The 20759-nt window shown below is 60.9% G+C and carries 20 protein-coding genes; 11 read left to right on the top strand and 9 right to left on the bottom strand.

Features of this window, described 5'->3' with window-relative positions:
- Positions 1–7 precede the first annotated feature (7 nt).
- The 4 genes from ureG to GQB03_RS01035 all read left to right on the top strand — a co-directional run bounded on the left by ureG (position 8) and on the right by GQB03_RS01035 (position 3838).
- A complete protein-coding gene (gene ureG, locus GQB03_RS01050) occupies positions 8–658 on the top strand; it encodes an urease accessory protein UreG (protein WP_159682976.1) in 651 nt (216 codons plus the stop codon).
- 70 nt (positions 659–728) lie between these two features.
- Complete coding sequence (locus GQB03_RS01045) at positions 729–1301, top strand: HupE/UreJ family protein (protein ID WP_159682974.1); 573 nt, start codon at positions 729–731, stop codon at positions 1299–1301.
- Positions 1302–1425: 124 nt separating this feature from the next.
- Positions 1426–3486, top strand: a complete 2061-nt coding sequence (locus GQB03_RS01040; protein ID WP_159682972.1) for a thioredoxin domain-containing protein — start codon at positions 1426–1428, stop codon at positions 3484–3486.
- A 40-nt stretch (positions 3487–3526) separates the two neighbouring features.
- A complete protein-coding gene (locus GQB03_RS01035; RefSeq protein WP_159682970.1) occupies positions 3527–3838 on the top strand; it encodes a c-type cytochrome in 312 nt (103 codons plus the stop codon).
- Here GQB03_RS01035 and GQB03_RS01030 read toward each other — a convergent pair.
- The 5 genes from GQB03_RS01030 to GQB03_RS01010 form a co-directional block, all read right to left on the bottom strand.
- Positions 3789–4142 carry a hypothetical protein gene (locus GQB03_RS01030; RefSeq protein ID WP_159682968.1) on the bottom strand — a complete coding sequence of 118 codons (354 nt, stop codon included), beginning with the start codon at positions 4140–4142 and terminating at the stop codon, positions 3789–3791. The genes GQB03_RS01035 and GQB03_RS01030 overlap by 50 nt on opposite strands.
- Positions 4143–4217: 75 nt before the next feature.
- Entirely contained in the window at positions 4218–6386 is a 2169-nt protein-coding gene (locus GQB03_RS01025) for a putative bifunctional diguanylate cyclase/phosphodiesterase (protein WP_159682965.1), read from the bottom strand.
- Positions 6387–6432: 46 nt separating this feature from the next.
- Complete coding sequence (locus GQB03_RS01020) at positions 6433–8421, bottom strand: ATP-binding protein (RefSeq protein WP_159682963.1); 1989 nt, start codon at positions 8419–8421, stop codon at positions 6433–6435.
- A 109-nt stretch (positions 8422–8530) separates the two neighbouring features.
- Complete coding sequence (locus GQB03_RS01015) at positions 8531–9679, bottom strand: EAL and HDOD domain-containing protein (protein ID WP_159682961.1); 1149 nt, start codon at positions 9677–9679, stop codon at positions 8531–8533.
- 9 nt (positions 9680–9688) lie between these two features.
- Positions 9689–10714, bottom strand: a complete 1026-nt coding sequence (locus GQB03_RS01010; RefSeq protein WP_159682958.1) for a CDP-6-deoxy-delta-3,4-glucoseen reductase — start codon at positions 10712–10714, stop codon at positions 9689–9691.
- A 27-nt stretch (positions 10715–10741) separates the two neighbouring features.
- On the opposite strand from GQB03_RS01010, the gene GQB03_RS01005 reads away from it, so the two are divergent.
- From GQB03_RS01005 to GQB03_RS00995, 3 genes are read left to right on the top strand one after another with little or no spacing between them, the layout of a single operon-like run.
- Positions 10742–11635 carry an NAD-dependent epimerase/dehydratase family protein gene (locus tag GQB03_RS01005; RefSeq protein WP_159682956.1) on the top strand — a complete coding sequence of 298 codons (894 nt, stop codon included), beginning with the start codon at positions 10742–10744 and terminating at the stop codon, positions 11633–11635.
- Positions 11636–11638: 3 nt separating this feature from the next.
- Positions 11639–12055 carry a CopD family protein gene (locus GQB03_RS01000; RefSeq protein WP_159682954.1) on the top strand — a complete coding sequence of 139 codons (417 nt, stop codon included), beginning with the start codon at positions 11639–11641 and terminating at the stop codon, positions 12053–12055.
- A 27-nt stretch (positions 12056–12082) separates the two neighbouring features.
- Positions 12083–13243 (top strand): THUMP domain-containing class I SAM-dependent RNA methyltransferase, encoded by a 1161-nt coding sequence (locus GQB03_RS00995; RefSeq protein WP_159682951.1) that lies wholly within the window; start codon positions 12083–12085, stop codon positions 13241–13243.
- 19 nt (positions 13244–13262) lie between these two features.
- Here the strand turns inward: GQB03_RS00995 and GQB03_RS00990 are convergent, their stop codons facing one another.
- Both GQB03_RS00990 and GQB03_RS00985 read right to left on the bottom strand, forming a co-directional pair.
- The gene (locus GQB03_RS00990) at positions 13263–14396 is read right to left on the bottom strand and encodes a PilT/PilU family type 4a pilus ATPase (RefSeq protein ID WP_159682949.1); all 1134 of its coding nucleotides are present in this window, start codon (positions 14394–14396) and stop codon (positions 13263–13265) included.
- 58 nt (positions 14397–14454) lie between these two features.
- Positions 14455–15498 (bottom strand): type IV pilus twitching motility protein PilT, encoded by a 1044-nt coding sequence (locus GQB03_RS00985; RefSeq protein ID WP_159682946.1) that lies wholly within the window; start codon positions 15496–15498, stop codon positions 14455–14457.
- An 89-nt stretch (positions 15499–15587) separates the two neighbouring features.
- Between GQB03_RS00985 and GQB03_RS00980 the strand changes: the two genes are divergently transcribed.
- The 4 genes from GQB03_RS00980 to GQB03_RS00965 all read left to right on the top strand — a co-directional run bounded on the left by GQB03_RS00980 (position 15588) and on the right by GQB03_RS00965 (position 18062).
- A complete protein-coding gene (locus GQB03_RS00980; RefSeq protein WP_159682944.1) occupies positions 15588–16280 on the top strand; it encodes a YggS family pyridoxal phosphate-dependent enzyme in 693 nt (230 codons plus the stop codon).
- A 68-nt stretch (positions 16281–16348) separates the two neighbouring features.
- A complete protein-coding gene (proC, locus tag GQB03_RS00975; RefSeq protein ID WP_159682941.1) occupies positions 16349–17161 on the top strand; it encodes a pyrroline-5-carboxylate reductase in 813 nt (270 codons plus the stop codon).
- 14 nt (positions 17162–17175) lie between these two features.
- Entirely contained in the window at positions 17176–17754 is a 579-nt protein-coding gene (locus tag GQB03_RS00970) for a YggT family protein (protein ID WP_159682939.1), read from the top strand.
- 8 nt (positions 17755–17762) lie between these two features.
- On the top strand, positions 17763–18062 hold the full coding sequence (locus GQB03_RS00965; RefSeq protein WP_159682936.1) for a DUF167 domain-containing protein: 300 nt from the start codon (positions 17763–17765) through the stop codon (positions 18060–18062).
- Positions 18063–18830: 768 nt separating this feature from the next.
- Here GQB03_RS00965 and GQB03_RS00960 read toward each other — a convergent pair.
- Positions 18831–19409 (bottom strand): YqaA family protein, encoded by a 579-nt coding sequence (locus tag GQB03_RS00960; protein ID WP_159682934.1) that lies wholly within the window; start codon positions 19407–19409, stop codon positions 18831–18833.
- Between the two features lie 68 nt (positions 19410–19477).
- A complete protein-coding gene (locus GQB03_RS00955; RefSeq protein ID WP_159682932.1) occupies positions 19478–20758 on the bottom strand; it encodes a dihydroorotase in 1281 nt (426 codons plus the stop codon).
- Position 20759 lies beyond the last annotated feature (1 nt).

The following is a 20759-nucleotide window of genomic DNA, read 5'->3' as shown; positions in this document are numbered from 1 at the left end:
GTTTCTCATGACCCAATCCCAGGCCTTGCGCGTCGGTATCGGCGGACCGGTCGGTTCGGGCAAGACCGCGCTCACGCTGGCGCTGTGTCTCGCCTTGCGCGAGAGATACAACATCGCGGTGGTGACCAACGACATCTACACTGCCGAAGACGCCCAGTTTCTGGTGCGCAACGAGGCCCTCGCACCGGACCGCATCATCGGCGTGGAAACCGGCGGCTGTCCGCACACCGCGATCCGCGAGGATGCCTCGATCAACCTCGAGGCGGTCGATCGGCTGAACCGCCGCTTCCCCGGGCTGGAGATCATCTTCGTCGAGTCCGGTGGCGACAACCTGGCGGCGACCTTTTCGCCCGAGCTTTCGGATCTGACGATCTACGTGATCGACGTTTCGGCCGGCGACAAGATTCCTCGCAAGGGCGGCCCGGGAATCACCAAGAGTGACTTGCTGGTCATCAACAAGATCGACCTGGCGCCGCTGGTCGGTGCGAGTCTCGAGGTGATGGATCGCGATGCCAGGAAGATGCGTGGAGAGCGGCCGTTCATCTTCAGCAATCAGAAGACCGGTCAGGGACTCGCCGAAATCATCGAGTTCATAGAGCGGCAGGGCTTGCTTGGGCCAGCTTCGAAACAGGGCGACGCGCGGGCCCTGGCGGGTTGAGCCGCTTCGCGCCGGAAAGTTGCCCGACCGCCGGGTGCAGTACACCGAAACATCGTTAAAGGAGATTTCCATGTCCATTGCTCGTACCTTCACTGCATTGACGCTGTTCCTCGCGGCGGGCTCCGCCATGGCCCACGGCGGCCATGGTGGTGGTTTTGCCGCAGGGGTGGTGCACCCGTTCAGCGGGCTCGATCACATGCTTGCCATGCTTGCCGTCGGCCTCTACGCGGGGCGCCAGGAGGGGGCGCTGCGTTGGGCCCTGCCCGCGGGCTTTGTCGGAGCGATGCTGCTTGGCGCGATGCTCGGCGCGCATGGTCACTCGTTACCCGCGATAGAGGGCGGGGTGGCTGCATCGCTGTTGATCCTCGGCGTGATGATCGCCTTCGTGGTGCGGTTGCCACTTGCCGCGGCGCTTGCGCTCATCGGGACCATGGCGGTGTTTCACGGGCTGGCGCATCAGGCGGAAATGGGAGCGGGCTCGCTGGCGAGCTATGCCGCCGGCTTCGCGATCGCGACTGCGGCACTCCACCTCGCCGGCATCGTGTTGGCGCGCTGGATGCCGCAGAGCCCCACTGCCCAGATTCTCAAACGTGCGCTGGGGGGCGGCATTGCAGCCACGGGTCTGGTTCTGCTCGGGAACTGAGCAGGGATCACGAAGGAAGCGGCCGCCGCGAGGGCGGCCTTTTTCTTGGCGCTTGTCGCCTGCCTCGTTCGGTACGGGTGGTCGCTGCTAGACTGCGGCCGACGCCACTCCCGAGGAGGCTCCCGTGCCAAACCGTCTCGCCACCGAAACGTCGCCTTACCTGTTGCAGCATGCCGCCAATCCGGTCGATTGGTGGCCTTGGTGTGACGAGGCGAGACAGCTGGCGCGCGAGACGAACAGACCGATCCTGCTTTCCATCGGCTATTCGGCCTGTCATTGGTGCCATGTCATGGCCCATGAGTCGTTCGAGGATCCGGATACGGCGGCCGTCATGAACCGGCTGTTCGTCAATATCAAGGTCGATCGCGAGGAGCGTCCCGACCTCGACCAGATATACCAGAGTGCTCATCAGATGCTGGCGCGGCGTGGTGGAGGTTGGCCGCTCACCATGTTTCTGACGCCGGATGGCACGCCTTTCTTCGGGGGGACCTATTTCCCGCGCGAGGCACGTTACGGATTGCCTTCCTTCGTCAGCCTGCTGGAGCGGGTCGCCGGTGCATTTGCCGAGCAACGTGGTGCGATAGAAGAACAGAATGCCGCGATGCGCGCGGCGCTCGAGCGCAGTGCCCGCGTCAGCATGGCGGACTCGACCAGTTTGGGCGCCGCGCCGGTGGACGCCTTGCGCGATTTGCTCGAAAGCAGCTTCGATCGACGATTCGGCGGCTTCGGTGGCGCGCCCAAGTTCCCGCATCCTGCCGATATCGAGTTCCTGCTGCGGCGTTTCGCGGCGAGTGGCGACGTCGCCGCTCGGGACATGGCGCTGCTGACGCTGAGTCGCATGTGCAATGGCGGCATCTACGATCATCTCGGAGGGGGCTTCAGTCGCTACAGCGTGGATGAGCGCTGGAACATTCCCCATTTCGAGAAGATGCTTTATGACAACGGTCCGCTGCTGGCGCTCTATGCGGATGCATGGGTGCTGACGGGCGAGGCCGATTTCCATCGCGTGGCCGTCGAAACCGCAGCCTGGGCAATGCGCGAGATGCAGTCGCCCGAGGGGGGCTATTACGCCTCTTTCGATGCTGACTCTGAAGGCGAGGAGGGGCGCTTCTACGTGTGGCAGCGGGACCAGATCGAAGCGCTTCTGGACGACCGTACATGGCGACTCGTGGCGGCATACTACGGCCTCGAGCAGGCGCCGAATTTCGAGGATCGGCACTGGCACCTCCACGTTGCCCGGCCGCTCGCAGAAGTGAGTGCCGAACAAGGTTTGGCGCGGGACGAGGCATGTGCAATGCTCGACGAGGCGCGACGACGCTTGTTCGAGTCACGCGGAACCCGTATTCCTCCCGGCCGCGACGACAAGGTGCTGACCAGCTGGAACGCTCTCATGATACGAGGCATGGCCCGCGCGGCAAGGCTGCTCGGGCAGCCGGAGCTGATCGCATCAGCGGCCAGGGCAGTGGATTTCATCCGTGCCAGTCTGTGGCGGAATCGAAGCTTGCTCGCCAGCTGGAAGGATGGTCGCGCCCGGTTCAACGCCTATCTCGATGACTATGCCTTCCTGCTCGACGCCTTGCTCGAGATGATGCAGACCCGATTCCGCCCGGAGGATCTGAGGTTTGCCGAGGATCTGGCCGAGGCGCTGCTCGATCGATTCGAGGACACGCGGGACGGCGGTTTTTTCTTTACCAGCCACGACCACGAGGCGCTGTTGCAGCGGCCCAAGCCGGTTCATGACAGTGCCATGCCGTCGGGCAACGGTATCGCGGCCTTCGCGCTGCAGCGGCTGGGGCATATGACCGGTGAATCCCGCCATCGTGAGGCTGCCGAACGTGGCTTGCGGGCCTTCTTTGCCGGGATGCAGTCGCAACCCGGAGGGCAGGCCTCGATGGTCACCGCGCTTGAGGAGTGGCTGACCCCGCCGACAATCGTCATCATTCGCGGTCCTGCAGAAGGCGTGCACCATTGGCATCGACGCTTGGCTGGTGACTATCGGCCCGCCACCATGGTCCTTGCCATTCCAAACGGGATCGAAGGCCTGCCGTCCTTGCTTGCGAAAGCGGATTCAACCGAGGTCAACGCATGGGTCTGTTCAGGCGTTACATGCCTGCCGCCGATCGATTCGCTCGAAGCGCTGGACCAGGCGCTCGGCCCGATAGGCAAACCCCCCGGGTTGAGTTAGTATCAGCCCGGTTTCGTGACCATGTGGAGAGGTGAATAATATGAAATTGCTCGTTGCCGCTGTTGCCGCCGCTGGAATCCTGGGCGCCGCGCCCGCTTTTGCAGATGCCGGCATGGATCTGGCGAAAGCCAAGAACTGCCTGGCCTGCCATGCAGTGGACAAGAAGCTGGTTGGCCCGTCCTACAAGGACGTGGCTGCCAAATACAAGGGTGACAAGACTGCAGCAGCAATGCTCGCAGCCAAGATCCAGAAAGGGGGCGTAGGTACCTGGGGCCAGATCCCGATGCCGCCCAACCCGCAGGTCAGCGCTGCCGAGGCGACCACGCTGGTGGAGTGGATCCTGGCTCACTGAGCGCAAGACTCGTTTCAGTAGCGCCCGAAAAAGCCAGCCGCAAGGCTGGCTTTTTGACGTCTGCCGCAGCCGTTTCCTTGCTCTGTCGTTCGATCGTGAGGCAGGCATCGCTATCGATGTCCAGTGCGAAGCGGGTGCGCATGGATGCACATGCACCGGTGCGTTGCCAGAGCGCGCCGTGGTTGCCGAGGCTGCGGGCGATCTCGTAGCCACGCTGCTTCAGCCAGCTCGGATCGACGTGTCGAGCGACGAGGTATTTCGCCTCGTTTGCCCGCGAGCGGTACATGAGTAGCAGATGTGTCATGACTGTCGGAGTCTCGATTGCGCGAGCAAGATCGTCGCATCGATAGATGACAGGCATGTGGCCGGACGCCGGAACTCAGGCAGGCAGGCCGGAAGGAATTTCCAGAAAGAGTGACTCCGCTTCCTCGGCGGGAACGGGCTTGCTGAACAGGTAACCCTGCAGGGTGTCGCAGCCGAGCGAACGGAGGTGTTCGATCTGGCCTTGATGCTCGACCCCTTCCGCCACCACCTGCAGGCCAAAGCCGCGTGCGATGCCGGTTATCGCGGCGATGATGGGGCTGCTCTTGCCATTCAGGTCACGGACGAAACCACGGTCGATCTTCAGGCTGCTGACCGGAAACTTCTGCAAGTATGCAAGCGCCGAATAACCGGTACCGAAATCGTCGATCGCGACCCCGACGCCCGCCTCACGCAACGCCTGCACCTTGCCTCGCACACTGCCTGCATCCTGCATCATCAGGCTTTCGGTAATCTCGAGATCGAGACTGGCCGCATCGAGCCGGTGGTGCGCGATGCTCCGTCTCACTGTTTCCACGATTTCGCCATGCTCGAAATCCCGAGGAGACAGGTTGACCGACATTCGCAACTCGCTGAAGCCGATGTCCCGCCAGTCACGCAATTGTGCACAGGCAGCGTCGATCACCCAGTTGCTGATACCGCTGATGAGACCCGCTTCTTCGGCAAGCGGGATGAATGTGTCTGGGCCGAGCAGTCCGTGTGCCGGATGGCGCCAGCGCAGCAGGGCCTCGGTGCCGACCACGCGACGTTTCGCGATGCTGACCTGGGCTTGATAGAACAGTTCGAGCTCTCCGCGGTCGATGGCCTTGCGCAGATCGTTCTCGAGCGAGATCCGTTCGCGATAGTTGTGGTTGAGAGACGAATCGAAAAAACAGAAGCCATTCTTTCCTGAACGCTTTGCCTGATACATGGCAATGTCGGCGTGCTGGGTCAGCATGTCGGCGCTCTCGCCATCCTTCTGGAACATTGCGATGCCGATGCTCACCGTGGCGCTGAACTCCCCGTGCTGCAGTCGAAACGGTGCCCGCAGCGCGTCCAGGATTTTCTGGCATATGGCCTGTACGTCTTCCGGATGGGTGATATCGGGCAGCAATGCGAGGAATTCGTCGCCGCCGACACGGGCCAGCGTGTCGCCACGCCTGAGAGTCTGTCGCAGCCGATTTGCGATCGATCTGAGTAGCTGATCGCCCTGGCTGTGTCCGTAGGTGTCGTTGACCAGTTTGAAACGGTCCACGTCGATGAACAGGACCGCGAGCGAGCCTTTGCGGCGATCGGTCTGGGCAATCGCGAGATCCAGCCGGTCGCGAAACAGGGCGCGATTCGGAAGCCGGGTCAACTGATCATGATAGGCCTGGAAGGCGATGATTTCCTCGGCCCGCTTGCGATCGGAAATGTCGCGCGCGACGCCGTAGGTACCCATGAAGCGGGCTCCGTTACGTTCATCGCCGCGACCGTACATCGGTTCGGTGTTGAGCGAAACGGTCGGTGGGCCCGAGCCGACCTTGCGGCTGGCAAGCCGCAGTTCCAGGCTGTGGGCGGTGCGCGCCGGCTGCAGCGGATTTTCGAAGAGCTGAACGATTCTCGCGGTGTCCTCGGCGGACACGATCGACGAGAAGGCTTCGCCTTCCAGATCGGCCCGGGCAAAGCCCAGCAGCCCTTCTATCCGCGGGTTCACGTAGGTGAAACGGCCTGCGGGATCAAGCGTGAAGATGAGATCGGGCGAGCTTTCGACAAGGTAACGGTGAAGTCGCTCGGACTCCTGCAGGCGCTGGCCCATTTCACGATTGCTGCGTTGAAGCCGGGTCTTGAGCAGGGCGTTGTCGACGGCGCGGTTCAGCTGACTCAAGCGGTAGGGTTTGCGGACGAAATCGTCCGCTCCACGGCGGAGCGCTCCAATCGCTGCGTCGATCGCGTCTTCGCCACTCAGCATGACGACCAGTTCGCCGCGCTCGTGTTCCGATAACCAGTCGAGTACCGCGAGGCCATCGCCATCGGGAAGACGGTAGTCGAGCAGGATCAGGTCATAGGATTGAGCGGCGAGCATGCGCAGTGTGCCCTCGACGCTGTCCGTCTCCTCGACGGCTCTGTCCGGTGCCGCAAGCAGGCGCAGCAAGGTTCTGCGCATCGGCTCATCGTCGTCGACGACGAGGATGCGCTGTGTCCTGCTCCCCACTTCCAGTGGAAGCGCCATGTTGGCCAGAAATGGCGCATCGCCGGGAGTCACCATATAACGTTTGGCTGAAACAGAATGTTTCGAAGGCCTTGATCATGCATTAATTATGCACAGGAATAAAGAGTTGTATCGCTGTGCCGGCACCGGGGTTGCTACGACAAAGGATATATCCGCCGATCTGCTTCAGGATATCCCTCACGATGGACAGGCCGATGCCTTCGTGGCTGCCACCCTTGTCCGTTCCCGCGTCGGAAAACAGCGCCTTCAATCTGTCGGCCGGCATGCCCGGGCCGTTGTCGATGATGCGCATCTCGACGCAGCTCTTGCCTTCGACGTTGAGCGGTCCCGCAGTACTGACGAACACCTTGTTGCCCGGACTCAGGGCTTCCGAGGCGTTTTTCAACAGGTTCAGAACGACCTGATTGAGTGCGGATGGCAGGATCGCTACCCGGGGTAGCCTGCTGGCGGTGCGCAGTTCGAAGTGCACGCCCTTGGCCCTGAAGAGTGCGTCCTCGCAAATGCTTCCAAGCGTTCTGAGCGTTTCATTTGCATCGCAGAATCCCGGCTCCGTCGAGGTCTCATCCATCTTGTTGAGCCCTTTGAGCATCTGGCCGATCCGTTCGATCTCGCTGCCAACGACATTCAGGTCGTTGTCGAGCTGTTGGTCAGATGGGTAACGCAGACGAAGCAGATCGAGGTGGCTGCGGATGATCGTCAGTGGATTATTGACCTCGTGCCGGACTCGACGCAGGTGCGTGTTCAGGCGTTGAAGGGCTGTTTCCTGCAGGGCCAACCGCTCCGCCGCAAGCCGTCTGTTACGCAGAATTTCGCCCACTGCGGCGGCAACCAATTCGATCAAGAGTTGGTCGCGCCGGGGATCGTCGTCATGGTGGTCGGGTTCGAACAGTGCCACGCCGCGACGCCCTTCGCTTTGCCACGGCAAGCCCACGAAACCCGTGCCGCCGAGCCAGCGATCGAGCTCCCAGTCGATTGTGCTCAGGCCCGGCCCGTTGCGCGTGGCGTGGTAACGGCTAGGCATGTGAGTGCGAAGTGCAAGCGCGAGACAGCTCGTTTCGTCATCAAGGCGCAGCTCGATACCCTCCAGCCACTGCGCGTCGAGCTCGCCCGTGAGTAGCGGGACCAGTCTGTTCCGCTCCTGCTCGAGAATCAGTTTCGGCCCGCTCCTGGCGCAGATCAGGCGGCTGGCGGCGGCAAGCCGCGTGGCGGCCTGGCTGTCCCCCAGGCTGCCGAACGCCGCTCTGATGCAGGCCCGGGTAGCGGCGTCGACCCATGGGTCGTCTATGGATGTGCCTTGCAAGTCAGTCGTGTCGAGAACTGGAGGTGTTTCGCCCTCGGCGTCGGAAGCTTGCATTGCGTCTTCGGCCAGATACGCGACATCGGCGCGAAGAGCGAGAAGCGTGCTTTCGGGCAGGCGCGCAATTCTGCTGAGCGTCTCAAGACGCTGCTGAGGATCGTCCCTGGTGAGCTGAAGCGCAACCCAAAGGAGGCGCACGAGCGTATGGGAATGTTCCACATGTTCCTCGAGTGCTCCCTGAAGCTGGATCGCGTCAAGCACGGGTGGGGACGGGTGGGCCCTGGCCGCCAGTCGCGCACTGAGCATCGCCTGTTGGGCAAGTTCTTGCGCCTCCGGGCCTGGAGATCTTCCCTGCAGGGTCGCCAGTTTGTGCCAGAGGCCGGCAAGGTAGGCGTCCTGCGGTGAGCGATAACGGGCTTCGATCGCCATGTGCATGGCCAACTCCGCCACCAGCAGGCTGTGACCGATGTGATGGGTCGATCGCTTCTCGGTTTTCCCGCCGCGATCGAGCAGCAGCCATGCACGCAACACTTCTGCGCCAAGGTGAGCGAGCCGTTCTTCGAGAAGACTCCGGAGGTCGCGATTCAGCTGCTTGCGATCAAGTGGCAGGCTGCTGAGAAGCCGCCAGCTGATCAGCGGTTCGCGTGCACACAGTTCGGCGATCTCCGACCAGGCGACGGGCTCCACCGCAAGCTGTCGGAGCAGTGAGGTGGATGTGTCGTTTCGTAGAGAGGGGAAGGCAGGCGCCGGGCTGGCGCCCCCGGCGATTGCCATAGGAAAACCGAATCAAGGGACGGCCCGATTGTGCCAGCGTGGCCGGCGGATGGCCGTGACGCAACTGACAATTCCTCCATTACCGAGGGCTGATGAGGCGCCCGTGGGTTCAGGAAAGATCCAGGCTGTCAGCAAAACTGAGCGCGGTGAGCATTGCTTCATTGACTTCGCCGAGCGGAATCTTCAGTTCCTCCGCTTGGCGGGCCAGCGCGCTCGCATCGAAGGATTCAACGCTGCGGGCCAGATTGAGAAAGGGGGCATACACGCCCTCGCCCCGTAGCAGCGCGTCCGAAACGGCCGCTGGCAGGTGCATTTCCTCGAGGATCGTCGGCATATCGCTTCCGAGAAGCGTATCGAGAAGCGAGAACGCGCCGGTAATGAACAGGTTGTCACTGTCGGCCTTGCTGAAGAACTGCTTGCCGGCAAGGTCCATGAAGTGGCCGCGCGCTATTGCAGTCTGCATCAGCGCAGCTGCCGAGGGGTCGCGGCTCGATGTGACGAGGAGCAGGGACAGCCATTTGTGCAGTTTGTTGAAGCCTAGAATGCTCACCGCGTGGCGGAAGGACTGGATCTCGCACATCAACCCGAAACCGACCGAGTTGATGTGCCTTAGAAGTTTGTAGGACAGGGCTACGTCTTGTTTGAGCACCGCTTCGATGTCCCGGATCTCGGCGTTCTGGCGCACCAGGTTCATCAGCCGGACGATCTGCCCATGCGATGGTGCCAGCTCCTTGCGTGTGGAATTGGCGCGTAGAAAGAACCAGCCCGAAGCCCCGTCGTAGCCACGGCCGATGGCGGTTTCGAACGCGTCTGGATCGGGAAGCCCCCAGGCTAACGACAGGCTCGCGTCCGAATCCGGAGCAGGGTGTTTGCGCGCGTCGGTCAGGACGAAGCGCCAGTCGATACCTTCTCCGAGCGTTGTCCCCGGCGAATGCCAGGCCAGGCACATGCTTACCTCAGCCTCGCGCAGGCCCTTCATCAACGCCTGGGTCATCGGGTGAGCAAGCGTTTGCGCGGGAATCTCGATCATCGCGTTTTCCGGTATCTGCCATTCAAGCAGGTCCGGTGTCGGCACGAGCCGACCGAGGCTCAGAAAAACCGTGTAACGGCGAGGCCAATGGTCGGTACAGCCAGCGAGCGTTTCAACCGCGGCCTTGATGCTTGGCGCGTGGACCACGAGACGATTGGCTGTAATCGCCCTGTTCTTGTTGAGAACCGGCTCTCGGGTAAGTTGTACGGCTGAACTGGGCTGGCTCATGGGCGTTCGTCAAATTGTGGCGTCGGCTGCGTAGGTGAACGCGTCGGCAAAGAACTCTTCCCGAGGCAGAGCACATTTCTCAAAGAAATCAGCTTGTGCCGCCTCGATCATCGCCGGTGCGCCACAGGCATAAACCTGATGTGCCGACAGATCGGGAAGGTCGGCCATGACTGCTTCGTGCACCAATCCGGTCCGTCCCTTCCAACCAAGGTCTGCAGGCATATCGGACAATACCGGCACATACTTGAATCCGGGCAGCATCTGTTCCCACTTGGCGGCGAGGTCGTCAAGATAGAGCCCTTCCAGGTTACGTGCTCCCCAGTAGAGAATCATCGACCGCTTGAGGCCGGCTTTCAGCACATGCTCGACGATACTCTTGATTGGCGCGAATCCGGTACCGCCCGCGAGCAGTACGATCGGTTTCGTCGACTCCTCACGGAGGAAGAAGCTGCCCAGCGGCCCTTCGAAACGCAGGATGTCCTTTTCTTTCATCTGTTCGAAGACCTGCCCGGTGAACGTGCCGCCCTCTATCCTGCGCACATGCAGTTCAAGATGCGTGGCGGCTTCCGGCGCGTTGGCAATCGAGAAACTGCGGCGGCGATTGCCAGGCAACAGAAAGTCGATGTATTGCCCGGCGCGAAAGCGGAACTGTTCGCTGGCCGGCAGCTTGAGTTCGAGGATCATGACATCGCTGGCCACCTTTTCGAGTCTCTGCACCCTGCAGGGAAGCTTCTTGACCGGGATGTCGCTGCTGTGCGTGATCTGCTTGCTTTCCAGCACGAGGTCCGAGCGCGGTTTGGCGCAGCAGAACAATGCCAGGCCGGCCTTTTTGTCGGTATCCGTAAGCGTCGTCGGAGATACCTTGCCGTAATCCACAGAGCCTTCCAGAATGCGCCCCTTGCAAGAGCCACAGGCGCCGTCGCGGCAGCCGTAGGGAAGCAGAAAGCCGGCGTCGAGGGCTGCTTGCAGAATGGTGGTATCTTCGGCCGCGTCAAACTGCTGGCCACCGGGTTGGATCGAGACTCGAAAAGGCATGACGCTCCTGCGTGAGAAAATTTGCCAATGAAACGTATTCTGATTGTCGGCAGCGGAGATGTCGCGCGTCGCGCACTGCCATGGCTCACTGCACGGTTTCGTGTGTTCGCCGTCGTTCGCCGAGAGGACGAGCGCGCATCGCTCAGGCGTCTGGGTGCCGTTCCTTTGCTGGCTGATCTCGACCAGCCGGCGACCCTGCGCCGCCTGGCCGGGATAGCGGACTTCGTGCTGCACTTTGCGCCGCCGCCCGCAAAAGGAGACGATGATCCCCGAACTCGCCGTATTCTGGCCGTGCTGCAGCGCGGCCAGAGTGTAGCACAAGGGCTGGTTTACATAAGCACGACAGGGGTTTACGGTGATTGCGAGGGCGCTATGGTGAGCGAAACGCGTCCGCTGTCGGCACGCACAGGGAGGGCCGTCCGACGGGTTGCCGCCGAGGCGCGGCTGCGCCGTTTCGGGCGGCACAATGGTTGCAGGGTCGTGCTCCTGAGGGCACCCGGCATCTACGCGCCCGAGCGGCTATCACTCGGGCGTCTGCTACGCGGTGATCCGGTGCTGCAGGAAGACGATGATGTTTTCACCAATCACATCCATGCCGATGATCTCGCCCGTGTCGCATGTTTCGCGATTTTCCGTGGCAGGCACAATCGCGCCTACAACGTCTGCGACAATAGCCATCTGAAGATGGGTGATTATTTCGATCTGATGGCGCGGATCTTCGGTCTGGCACCTCCGCCTCGTGTCAGCCGTGCCGAGGCGCAGTCCGCGCTTTCTTCGGCGACGCTGTCCTTCATGTCGGAGTCGCGTCGCCTGGTGAATCGCCGGATGCATGACGAATTGCGTGTCAACCTGCGCTATCCGGATGTGCGCGAGGGCCTGATGGCTGCCCGCGCAACTATCAAGCTTGTCGAAGAGGAATAGAAAATGCTGGTGCTCAAGGCCCTGCACATTGGATTCGTGGTGGCCTGGTTTGCGGGTCTGTTCTATCTGCCGCGGATCTACGTCAATCTTGCGATGGTGCCGGAAGGCAGCATCGCCGAACGAGAACGGCTGCTGTTGATGGCGGGCAAGCTGTACCGTTTCATGACGCCGCTAGGGATTCTCGCCGTCGCGCTCGGGCTCTGGCTCTGGTTTGCGTACGGTTTTGCGGGAGGTTGGTTGCACGCAAAGACTACCCTCGTGATCCTGTTGATCGCCTACCATCTCTATTGTGGCCGCCTCCTTCGCTGTTTCGAGGCAGGGGAGATGGTGCGCGGTCACGTCTGGTTCCGCTTCTTCAACGAGATCCCGGTGCTCGTCATGTTCGCGGTGATCTTCCTCGTCGTCCTGAAACCCTTCTAAGCACCGTTAAACCCGCCTGGCGTCAAAATGACTGAAACCTTCTTCTCCCCGTGTCCCCGTGGCCTCGAAGCCCTGCTGGTTGACGAGCTCGCCGGATTGGGGGCCAGCCATGCCAGGCAACTTCCGGGGGGCGTGCTGTTCGAGGGGGATTGGGCGCTGTGTATGCGTGTTAACCTCGAGAGCCGCCTTGCCACGCGGGTGCTTTGGCAGATCGCCCGGGGGCGCTATCGTGTGGAAGAGGATATCTACCGTCTGGCCTATGGCGTGACCTGGGCAAAGTGGTTTACGTCGGATGAGACGATGCGGGTATTCGTGAATGCCCAGAAGTCGCCGCTCAGAAGTCTCGAGTTCATTACCTTGCGGATCAAGGATGCTGTATGTGATCACTTTCGCACCGTTACTGGACGTCGGCCGAGCGTCGACACCGCCGACCCCGACGTGCGGGTCCACGCGTTTCTGACCTTCGATACGGTTACGCTTTATCTCGATACCTCCGGGGAGCCCCTGTACAAACGCGGCTTCAAGCGTGCCCGGGTGGAGGCGCCGCTCAAGGAGAACCTGGCCGCGGGCATCCTGCGGTTGACCGGCTGGCAACCTGACGAAGCACTGGTCGATCCAATGTGCGGCAGTGGCACCTTCCTCTTGGAGGCGGCGCAGATTGCGCTCGACATCGCGCCCGGACTGGGGCGCGAGTTTGCGTTCGAAAGGCTGAAGCATGTCGACCTGGACCTCTGGCGCCAGCTGCGTGCGGACGCGCAGGCGCGCCAGAAGCCATTGCGGCCTCTGGCGATAAGCGGTTCGGATGTGCTCGAAGACCAGGTCGTGCGTGCCCGCCAGAATCTTGCGGCAGCCGGGTTTTCCGGCTGCGTCCAGGTATCTCGCAGTGACGTGCTCGAACTTTCTCCACCTGCGGATTCGGGTGTGATGGTGACCAATCCGCCCTACGGCGTGCGGATTGGCGAGGCGGAGGCACTTGCCAGCTTCTATCCATTGCTGGGAGACGCGCTCAAGAAGAACTGGGCCGGATGGCGTTGTTACTTCTTCAGTGGCGATACCATGCTGCCGCGCCTGATCAAGCTGAAGGCCTCGCGTCGCACACCGCTGTTCAATGGCGCCCTGGAATGCCGCCTTTACGAGTACCGCATGATTGCCGGCAGCGCGCGTCGCTCGTCGGTTTCTCAAGCTTGAGCATGCATGCTCTCTTGCCTCAAACGATATCGAGGTGCTGAATCCCCGACAGCAGGTCGGTTTCGCCTTTCTTGCTGTTGAGTTTGATCTGCAGGCGCAGGTCGTTCACGGAGTCGGCATTGCGCAACGCGTCTTCGTAGCTGATCAGATCAGCCTCGTAGAGGTCGAAAAGCGCCTGGTCAAAAGTCTGCATGCCGAGCTCGCGCGATCGCTTCATGGTTTCCTTGATCTCGGAAATCTCGCCCTTGAATATCAGATCTGCAATGAGCGGCGAATTGAGCATGACTTCGACCGCTGGGACCCGGCCCTTGCGGCCGACCATTGGCAGCAGACGCTGCGAAATCATTGCCCGCAGGTTGAGGGAGAGGTCCATCAGCAATTGCTGTCGGCGCTCTTCCGGGAAAAAGTTGATGATCCGGTCAATCGCCTGGTTGGCACTGTTGGCGTGCAGCGTAGCGAGGCAGAGGTGGCCTGTTTCGGCAAAAGCGACCGCATAGTCCATTGTCTCGCGGTCGCGGATTTCTCCCATGAGGATCACATCGGGAGCCTGACGCAGGGTATTCTTGAGCGCAGCTTCCCAGTCATCGGTGTCGATGCCGATCTCCCGCTGGGTGACGATGCAGTTCTTGTGCGAGTGGACGTATTCGATCGGGTCTTCGACCGTGATGATGTGGCCGTAGCTGTGTTCGTTGCGGAAGTCCACCAGGGCGGCGAGCGATGTGGTCTTGCCGGTGCCCGTTCCACCGACGAAAATCACCAGACCGCGCTTGGACATCCCGATGTCGCGCAGCACGGCCGGCATTCCTAGTTCGTCCAGGGTCGGGATCTTGGTTGCAATGGTGCGCAGCACCAGCCCGACGCGACTTTGCTGCACGAACGCGTTGGCGCGAAAGCGACCGATGCCTGCCGGCGAGATCGCAAAGTTGCATTCCTTGGTGGACTCGAACTCCGCAGCCTGGCGGTCATTCATGATGGCCCGAGCAAGTTCCGTCGTGTGCTGCGCGCTGAGGATCTGGTTCGACTGCGGAACGATCTTGCCGTCGATCTTGATTGCAGGCGGGAAACCTGACGTGATGAAGAGGTCGGAACCGTTCTTCTGGATCATCAGCCGCAGCAGATCCTGCATGAATTTTAGAGCCTGATCGCGTTCCATTCCTTACTCCGTTTGCCCGGGCACCGCCCTGGCGGCTATGTGTCTGGCGTGGCGGCTTTCAGCCAATGAAGTTGTCCTTGTTCTGCGCCCGGATCTTCGCCTCCGCCGGTGCGACCATGTTGCGACGGACCAGATCCGCGAGACACTGATCGAGCGTCTGCATGCCGACGGACTGACCGGTCTGGATTGCGGAATACATCTGCGCAATCTTGTTCTCGCGTATCAGGTTGCGGATCGCAGGCGTGCCGATCATGATTTCGTGCGCAGCGACGCGACCCTGACCATCCTTTGTTTTCAGCAGGGTTTGCGAGATGACCGCACGCAACGACTCTGAAAGCATCGAGCGCACCATGTCTTTTTCTGCTGCCGGGAAGACGTCGACGATACGATCGATCGTCTTTGCGGCCGACGAGGTGTGCAGTGTGCCGAACACGAGGTGCCCGGTTTCAGCAGCGGTCAGGGCCAATCGGATGGTTTCCAGATCGCGCATTTCCCCGACCAGAATCACGTCCGGATCCTCGCGCAACGCCGAGCGGAGCGCATTGCTGAATGAAAGTGTCTGCGGGCCGACCTCGCGCTGGTTGATCAGGCAGCGTTTCGCTTCATGGACAAATTCGATCGGATCCTCGACGGTAAGGATGTGACCATAGTGATTCTCGTTCACGTAGTCGACAATCGCGGCCAGCGTGGTCGACTTGCCCGAGCCCGTCGGGCCGGTCACGAGGACGATGCCACGAGGTTGTTCGGCGATCTCCTTGAAGATCTTTGGCGCATTGAGGTCTTCAAGAGAAAGGACCTTTGACGGAATCGTCCGGAAGACCGCACCTGCGCCGCGGTTTTGATTGAATGCATTGACACGGAAGCGCGCCAGATTGGGAACCGCGAACGAAAAATCGCATTCGAGGTGCTCTTCGTAATGCTTGCGCTGACCGTCGTTCATGATGTCGTACACCATGGCGTGTACGTCCTTGTGCTCCATCGGTGGCAAATTGATCCGCCGGACGTCGCCATGTACCCGGATCATCGGAGGCAGACCCGCTGACAGGTGCAGATCGGAGGCCTTGTTCTTGACGGAAAACGCGAGCAGTTCTGTGATATCCATGGTCGGCTGGTCTTGTACACGGGCGGGAAAGATCATTATCGACCGGGTGATATACTTTTTAAGGCCCGACCGGTTTTATTCTTCACAATATGACAAGAATCGCTGAAAACTTGCAAGCCGTGAGGGCGCGTATCGCTGCAGCTGCCCTAGCTGCGGGACGAAACCCGGAAGAAGTCGCATTGCTCGCGGTGAGCAAGACCTGGCCGGCAGAGGATGTTGCCGATGCGGCACGTTGCGGGCAACGCGCGTTTGGTGAGAACTACGTGCAGGAGGGCGTCGACAAGATTGTGCAGCTCTCCGGGTTGGGGCTCGAGTGGCATTTCATCGGTCCATTGCAGAGCAACAAGACGAGGCTGGTTGCTGAGCATTTCGATTGGGTTCATTCGATCGATCGCGCGAAGATCGCCGAACGGTTGTCAGCGCAACGACCCGGGAGCATGGAGCCGCTGAACGTCTGCCTGCAGGTCAATGTGAGCGGGGAAGGCAGCAAGAGTGGCGTGCGGCCCGAGGCGCTTCCGGCATTGGCCGACATGGTGAGCGCTCTGCCGGGCCTGCGGTTACGTGGATTGATGTGCATTCCGGAGGCGACCCATGATCAACGGTTGTTGCGAAGCCGTTTTGCAACGTTGCGTGAACTCCGTGGAGATTTGCGGGCTCGCGGGCTCGTCGCCGAGACGTTGTCGATGGGGATGTCTCACGATGTGGAGGAGGCGATTGCCGAGGGCGCCACAATCGTGCGGGTTGGCTCAGCGATTTTCGGGGAGCGCAGCGCGCCGACGTGAAGCGGGTGATGGGAAATGCGCGTCTCTCCAGCGGCGCGTATCTCCCATTCCCTGTGCTGGACGATGAAATGAAGATCAGTTTTCTGGGGGGCGGCAACATGGCCGCCGCGCTTGTCAGCGGCATGATCGCGAAAGGGTTTGCCGCCGACCAGATATCCGTAATCGAGTTGTCGAACGAGAACCGGGAACGCCTTTCGCTGTGCCATGGCGTGCGCGCGGTCGCAGCCCCCGACAAGCCCGCTCTTGAATGCGACATTTTCGTGCTAGCCGTCAAGCCGCAGCAGATGAGGGCGGCGCTGGCACCGCTGGCAGGGCAACTCGGCAATGCGCTGGTGGTGAGTATCGCGGCGGGTCTGCGGGTAGCCGACTTGTCGCGATGGCTCGGTGGACACCGACGCATCGTGCGCTGCATGCCAAACACACCCGCGCTGATAGGTGCGGGCATCACTGGCCTGTTTGCGGATCCCTCCGTCGACGCGGCCGGTCGTCAAGCGGCCGAAGCGGTGCTTGGTGCCGTTGGGTCGACCTTCTGGGTCGACGATGAGTCCAGGATCGACTGCGTCACGGCGCTGTCGGGGAGTGGTCCGGCGTACGTGTTCCATTTCATCGAAGCGATCGAGGCCGCTGGTGTCGCCCAGGGTTTCGATACCGTCGAGGCCCGGCGTATCGCGATCGACACCGTGCTCGGCGCTGCCAAACTGGCGGCCGCCAGTGACGAGACCCCTGCAACGCTTCGGGAGCGCGTGACTTCAAAGGGGGGCACGACCGAAGCTGCGCTCAAGGTGTTCTTCGCGCACGATCTGGTCGGTACGGTCGGCGAGGCCGTGGATGCCGCGGCCCGCCGTGGGCGGGAACTTGGCGATATGCTGAGCCAGGACTGACCGGAGCCCATTCGATGCTGACCAGCCTGCTACTCCTGATCCTGAATGCCGCAGCGAGCTTCCTTACCCTGATGTTGCTCGCACGATTCTTCATGCAATGGCAGCGCGTTTCGTTCAGGAATCAATTGGGCCAATTCATTCTGGCCACTACCGATTGGTTGGTCCTGCCGCTTCGTCGGGTCGTTCCAGGCCTGTTCGGCCTCGATATCGCCAGCCTGCTGCCGGCATGGGCGGTACAAACGCTGATGGTTTTCATCGAGTTCGCGCTGCGCGGGATCGATCTGGGCGGCAATCCGCTTGGTGCATTGCTCGGCGTGTGGGGAATAGGGTTGGTCGAGCTGATGAGAATGATGGTCTACCTGCTGATGGGGGTGGTCCTTGCGTCGGCGATTCTTTCGTGGGTGAATCCCTATGCTCCGATGGCCCCGATCATCAATGCGCTGGCCGAACCTTTCCTGAGACCGATCCGGCAGGTGGTTCCAATGATCGCGAACGTTGATTTGTCCCCTCTGGTGCTGCTGTTGGTGCTGCAGGTCGTATTGGTATTGCTCGGCAGTCTTCAAGGGGCTTTCTTGCCGCTGCTGGTGCGTTGAGCGCGGTCATGGGCGACTGGCTCGTGCAACGAACCGATACGGAGTGGGTTCTGAGCCTATACATACAGCCGAATGCCAAAAAGACGGAATTTTGTGGCCTTCATGGCGGCGCCATGAAGGTCCGGTTGGCCGCGCCGCCGGTCGATGGAAAGGCAAACTCGGCGCTGCTCTTCTTCATCGCACGCTTTTGCGGCGTAGGCAGGAACCGGGTCGAGTTGATCTCCGGGGAAACGAGTCGTTCAAAGCGAGTGGCTCTTCGCGAACCTGGTGCCGAAGCCTTGAGGCGCCTGCAAGTCCTCCCGGGATAGGCCTGTCGGGTTTCTGCTTCGCGATCAGCGGCCTCTGGGCAAAAAAAGACCCGAGCCCTGGGGCCCGGGTGCAATCCACACCAAAGGAGGAGGGTGGAGGAGACGATTTGGAAGATACGCTTGTGTCGAATGCGCCGCAATAGCCTTCTCAAGCTATTTTCTGAGAAACAAACGGTTGTTTTAACATAAGTGTTTGAAAAAAAATAAAATAATTATGTTTTTTTCAGTTCAATGGAATTTGTGCATAGCACAATACAAATAATTTATGGATTTTGGCCGATCTTGCACGGCCCGGAGCCAGGTCCGTCCGAGTAGGGCGGCGCGCGAACGAGGGATGGCTGTACTCAGGATGGATTGAGCCCAAGGAAATGGGCAAAAAAAGACCCGAGCCCTAGGGCTCGGGTTCAATCCACACCAAAGGAGGAGGGTGGAGGAGACAGGTCCAACTATACAGAGCGCTCTGCTGCGTTGCAACATATATGTGTGTTACTTTCCGTTAAACGAACGATTGAAATCATTTAAATTATTGATTTTTATCAATAAAAAAGCGCTTTTCTGGGTTAATTTAATTTGTGCATGGCAGCATTTGTGGGGTTTATGCAGTTGCCGATGCAACAATCTTCCTCTTGCGAGCTGGCCACGGCGGGGCGTCGTCGCCCAACGCCCGGGCGATGGTCGAGACGCGACGGGAAGGGGTAGCTGGCCGCTGCTGCTGTCGTCGGCAAGGGATGCCTGAAAGCAGGGTGGCCGAGCGGGTTGGAAAGCCTGTCAGCGGCTGAAGAAGTAGGCGCCAACACCCACGAGTGCGACCATCGCCCAGCCGAGACGGTCGACATAGCGGTACAGCACGGCCTCCATTTTTGCGCCGCCACGCTTCATGAGTGCCGCAACAAGAAAGAATCGTGCGCCACGGCCGACGAACGATGCAAGGGTGAATGGCATCACCGGCATGGCCAGTGTTCCGGCTGCGATGGTGAATACCTTGTAGGGGATGGGGGAGAAGCCAGCCACGAAGATGGCCCATACGCCCCATCTGTGAAACCACTCGGTTGCGGCCTGGTAGCTCGCCCAGTAGCTGGAATCGCGCAGCATTGGTTCGATGGCCTCGAAAGCGAAGCTGCCGATTGCGTAACCGAACAGGCCGCCAACGACCGAGGCAATGGTCGTCATCGTTGCCAGACGATAGGCGCGTGCCGGTGAAGCCAGGCTCATTGGCGCAAGCATCACGTCCGGCGGGATCGGGAAGAACGATGACTCGGCAAAGCTCAGCGCGCACAGATACCGTGACGCTTTCGGATGCCGTGACCAGCGCAGAACGCGCTGGTAGAGCGGGGAAAAGATCTTCATGGAATGCTTTTATATGCCCGGGATGGCCGGCCCGGATCCGACTGTGTTTCCGGCCGGCCGTTCGGGTGTCAACTCGCTTCGAACATCACTTGCCCTTCGACCAGCGTGTAGCGGACCTCGCCCGGCAGCTCGAGTCCAAGGAAGGGTGTGTTCTTGCCCTGGCTACGCAATCTGGAGCGCGAAACAGGGGTGTAAGTGTCGGCGTCGAAGATGCAGACATCGGCCCGTGCGTTGACTGACAGATGACCACCCTTCTGGCTGCCGATGATTCGTGCCGCGTCCGAGGTAACCCTTGCGAGTGCGGTGACCAGCGGCGTACGTGTTTCCTGGGCCCATTTGATCGTGAGCGGCAACAGCAATTCCAGGCCCGTGGCACCTGGTTCGGCCTCGGCGAACGGGCACTGCTTGGCGTCGTCGTCAACCGGCGTGTGATTTGAGCACAGCGCGTTGATCTCTCCGTCGGCAAGGCCCTGTCGCAAGGCTTCCCTGTCCCGCTGCGTGCGCAGCGGCGGTGTGAGGTTGCAGTTCGGGTTGAAATAGCCGATATCCATTTCCGACAGGTGCAGGTGATTCACCGAAACGTCGCAGGTGATGTCCACTCCCTCCTTTCTGGCCCACTTGATCATCTTGAGGCCCTCGGCACTGGATAGACGCGTCACATGAAGCCTGGCGCCGGTAATGCGAGCCAGCTCGATATGAGTGTACAACCCGATGGTTTCAGCCGCCGTTGGTATGCCCGCCAGCCCGAGGCGCGCGGCGATTTCGCCGTCGTGGGCTACGCCGCCACGCGCAAGAAATGGTGCCACCGGTTGCATCCAGACCCGGAATCCGAAGGTCGCTGCGTACTGCATCGCACGCATCAGCACGATGTTGTCGATGATCGGCGTGTTTGCCTGGCTGAACGCCACGCAGCCGGCTTCGACGAGCTCTGCCATCTCGGAGAGTCGCTCGCCCTTGAGGCCGACCGTCAGCGCTCCGACCGGATAGACGTGGGCGCGATTCAGCTTCTTGGCGCGGTAACAGAGCATCTCCACCAGGCCGGGTTCGTCCAGAACAGGGTCGGTGTCGGGTGGGATCGCAAGGCTCGTCACCCCACCAGCCATGGCCGCTTCCATCTCCGATTCGAGCGTCGCGCGATATTCGAAGCCCGGCTCTCTGAGCCGTGCGGCGAGGTCCACCAGACCTGGGCAGACGATGAGGTTGGTGGCGTCGATCGTGCGGTCCGCGGAAAACCCGCTGGGGGCCGTTCCGACACCCACGATGAGGCCGTCGGCAATATATAGATCCCTTGTCGCGTCGAGCTGGTTCGCCGGATCGATGAGCCGGCCATTGGCAATGCGAATTCTCATT

Origin of the sequence: Cognatazoarcus halotolerans, assembly GCF_009800965.1 — a bacterium.
GTDB classification, from domain to species: domain Bacteria; phylum Pseudomonadota; class Gammaproteobacteria; order Burkholderiales; family Rhodocyclaceae; genus Cognatazoarcus; species Cognatazoarcus halotolerans.
The sequence above is the reverse complement of the archived record's forward strand: the minus strand, read 5'-3'. Positions and strand labels throughout refer to the sequence as shown.

What these genes read in the sequence shown, in the direction of transcription:
- GQB03_RS00970 (WP_159682939.1), top strand. Translation starts at nt 17,176, where the DNA reads ATGCTGACCAGCCTGCTACTCCTGATCCTGAATGCCGCAGCGAGCTTC.
- GQB03_RS00985 (WP_159682946.1), bottom strand. Translation starts at nt 15,498, where the DNA reads ATGGATATCACAGAACTGCTCGCGTTTTCCGTCAAGAACAAGGCCTCC.
- GQB03_RS01015 (WP_159682961.1), bottom strand. Translation starts at nt 9,679, where the DNA reads ATGAGCCAGCCCAGTTCAGCCGTACAACTTACCCGAGAGCCGGTTCTC.
- GQB03_RS01045 (WP_159682974.1), top strand. Translation starts at nt 729, where the DNA reads ATGTCCATTGCTCGTACCTTCACTGCATTGACGCTGTTCCTCGCGGCG.
- GQB03_RS00960 (WP_159682934.1), bottom strand. Translation starts at nt 19,409, where the DNA reads ATGAAGATCTTTTCCCCGCTCTACCAGCGCGTTCTGCGCTGGTCACGG.
- GQB03_RS01000 (WP_159682954.1), top strand. Translation starts at nt 11,639, where the DNA reads ATGCTGGTGCTCAAGGCCCTGCACATTGGATTCGTGGTGGCCTGGTTT.
- GQB03_RS01005 (WP_159682956.1), top strand. Translation starts at nt 10,742, where the DNA reads ATGAAACGTATTCTGATTGTCGGCAGCGGAGATGTCGCGCGTCGCGCA.
- GQB03_RS01025 (WP_159682965.1), bottom strand. Translation starts at nt 6,386, where the DNA reads ATGGTGACTCCCGGCGATGCGCCATTTCTGGCCAACATGGCGCTTCCA.
- GQB03_RS01030 (WP_159682968.1), bottom strand. Translation starts at nt 4,142, where the DNA reads ATGACACATCTGCTACTCATGTACCGCTCGCGGGCAAACGAGGCGAAA.
- GQB03_RS00965 (WP_159682936.1), top strand. Translation starts at nt 17,763, where the DNA reads ATGGGCGACTGGCTCGTGCAACGAACCGATACGGAGTGGGTTCTGAGC.
- GQB03_RS01020 (WP_159682963.1), bottom strand. Translation starts at nt 8,421, where the DNA reads ATGGCAATCGCCGGGGGCGCCAGCCCGGCGCCTGCCTTCCCCTCTCTA.
- GQB03_RS01035 (WP_159682970.1), top strand. Translation starts at nt 3,527, where the DNA reads ATGAAATTGCTCGTTGCCGCTGTTGCCGCCGCTGGAATCCTGGGCGCC.
- GQB03_RS00990 (WP_159682949.1), bottom strand. Translation starts at nt 14,396, where the DNA reads ATGGAACGCGATCAGGCTCTAAAATTCATGCAGGATCTGCTGCGGCTG.
- GQB03_RS00995 (WP_159682951.1), top strand. Translation starts at nt 12,083, where the DNA reads ATGACTGAAACCTTCTTCTCCCCGTGTCCCCGTGGCCTCGAAGCCCTG.
- GQB03_RS00980 (WP_159682944.1), top strand. Translation starts at nt 15,588, where the DNA reads ATGACAAGAATCGCTGAAAACTTGCAAGCCGTGAGGGCGCGTATCGCT.
- GQB03_RS00955 (WP_159682932.1), bottom strand. Translation starts at nt 20,758, where the DNA reads ATGAGAATTCGCATTGCCAATGGCCGGCTCATCGATCCGGCGAACCAG.
- GQB03_RS01010 (WP_159682958.1), bottom strand. Translation starts at nt 10,714, where the DNA reads ATGCCTTTTCGAGTCTCGATCCAACCCGGTGGCCAGCAGTTTGACGCG.
- ureG (WP_159682976.1), top strand. Translation starts at nt 8, where the DNA reads ATGACCCAATCCCAGGCCTTGCGCGTCGGTATCGGCGGACCGGTCGGT.
- proC (WP_159682941.1), top strand. Translation starts at nt 16,349, where the DNA reads ATGAAGATCAGTTTTCTGGGGGGCGGCAACATGGCCGCCGCGCTTGTC.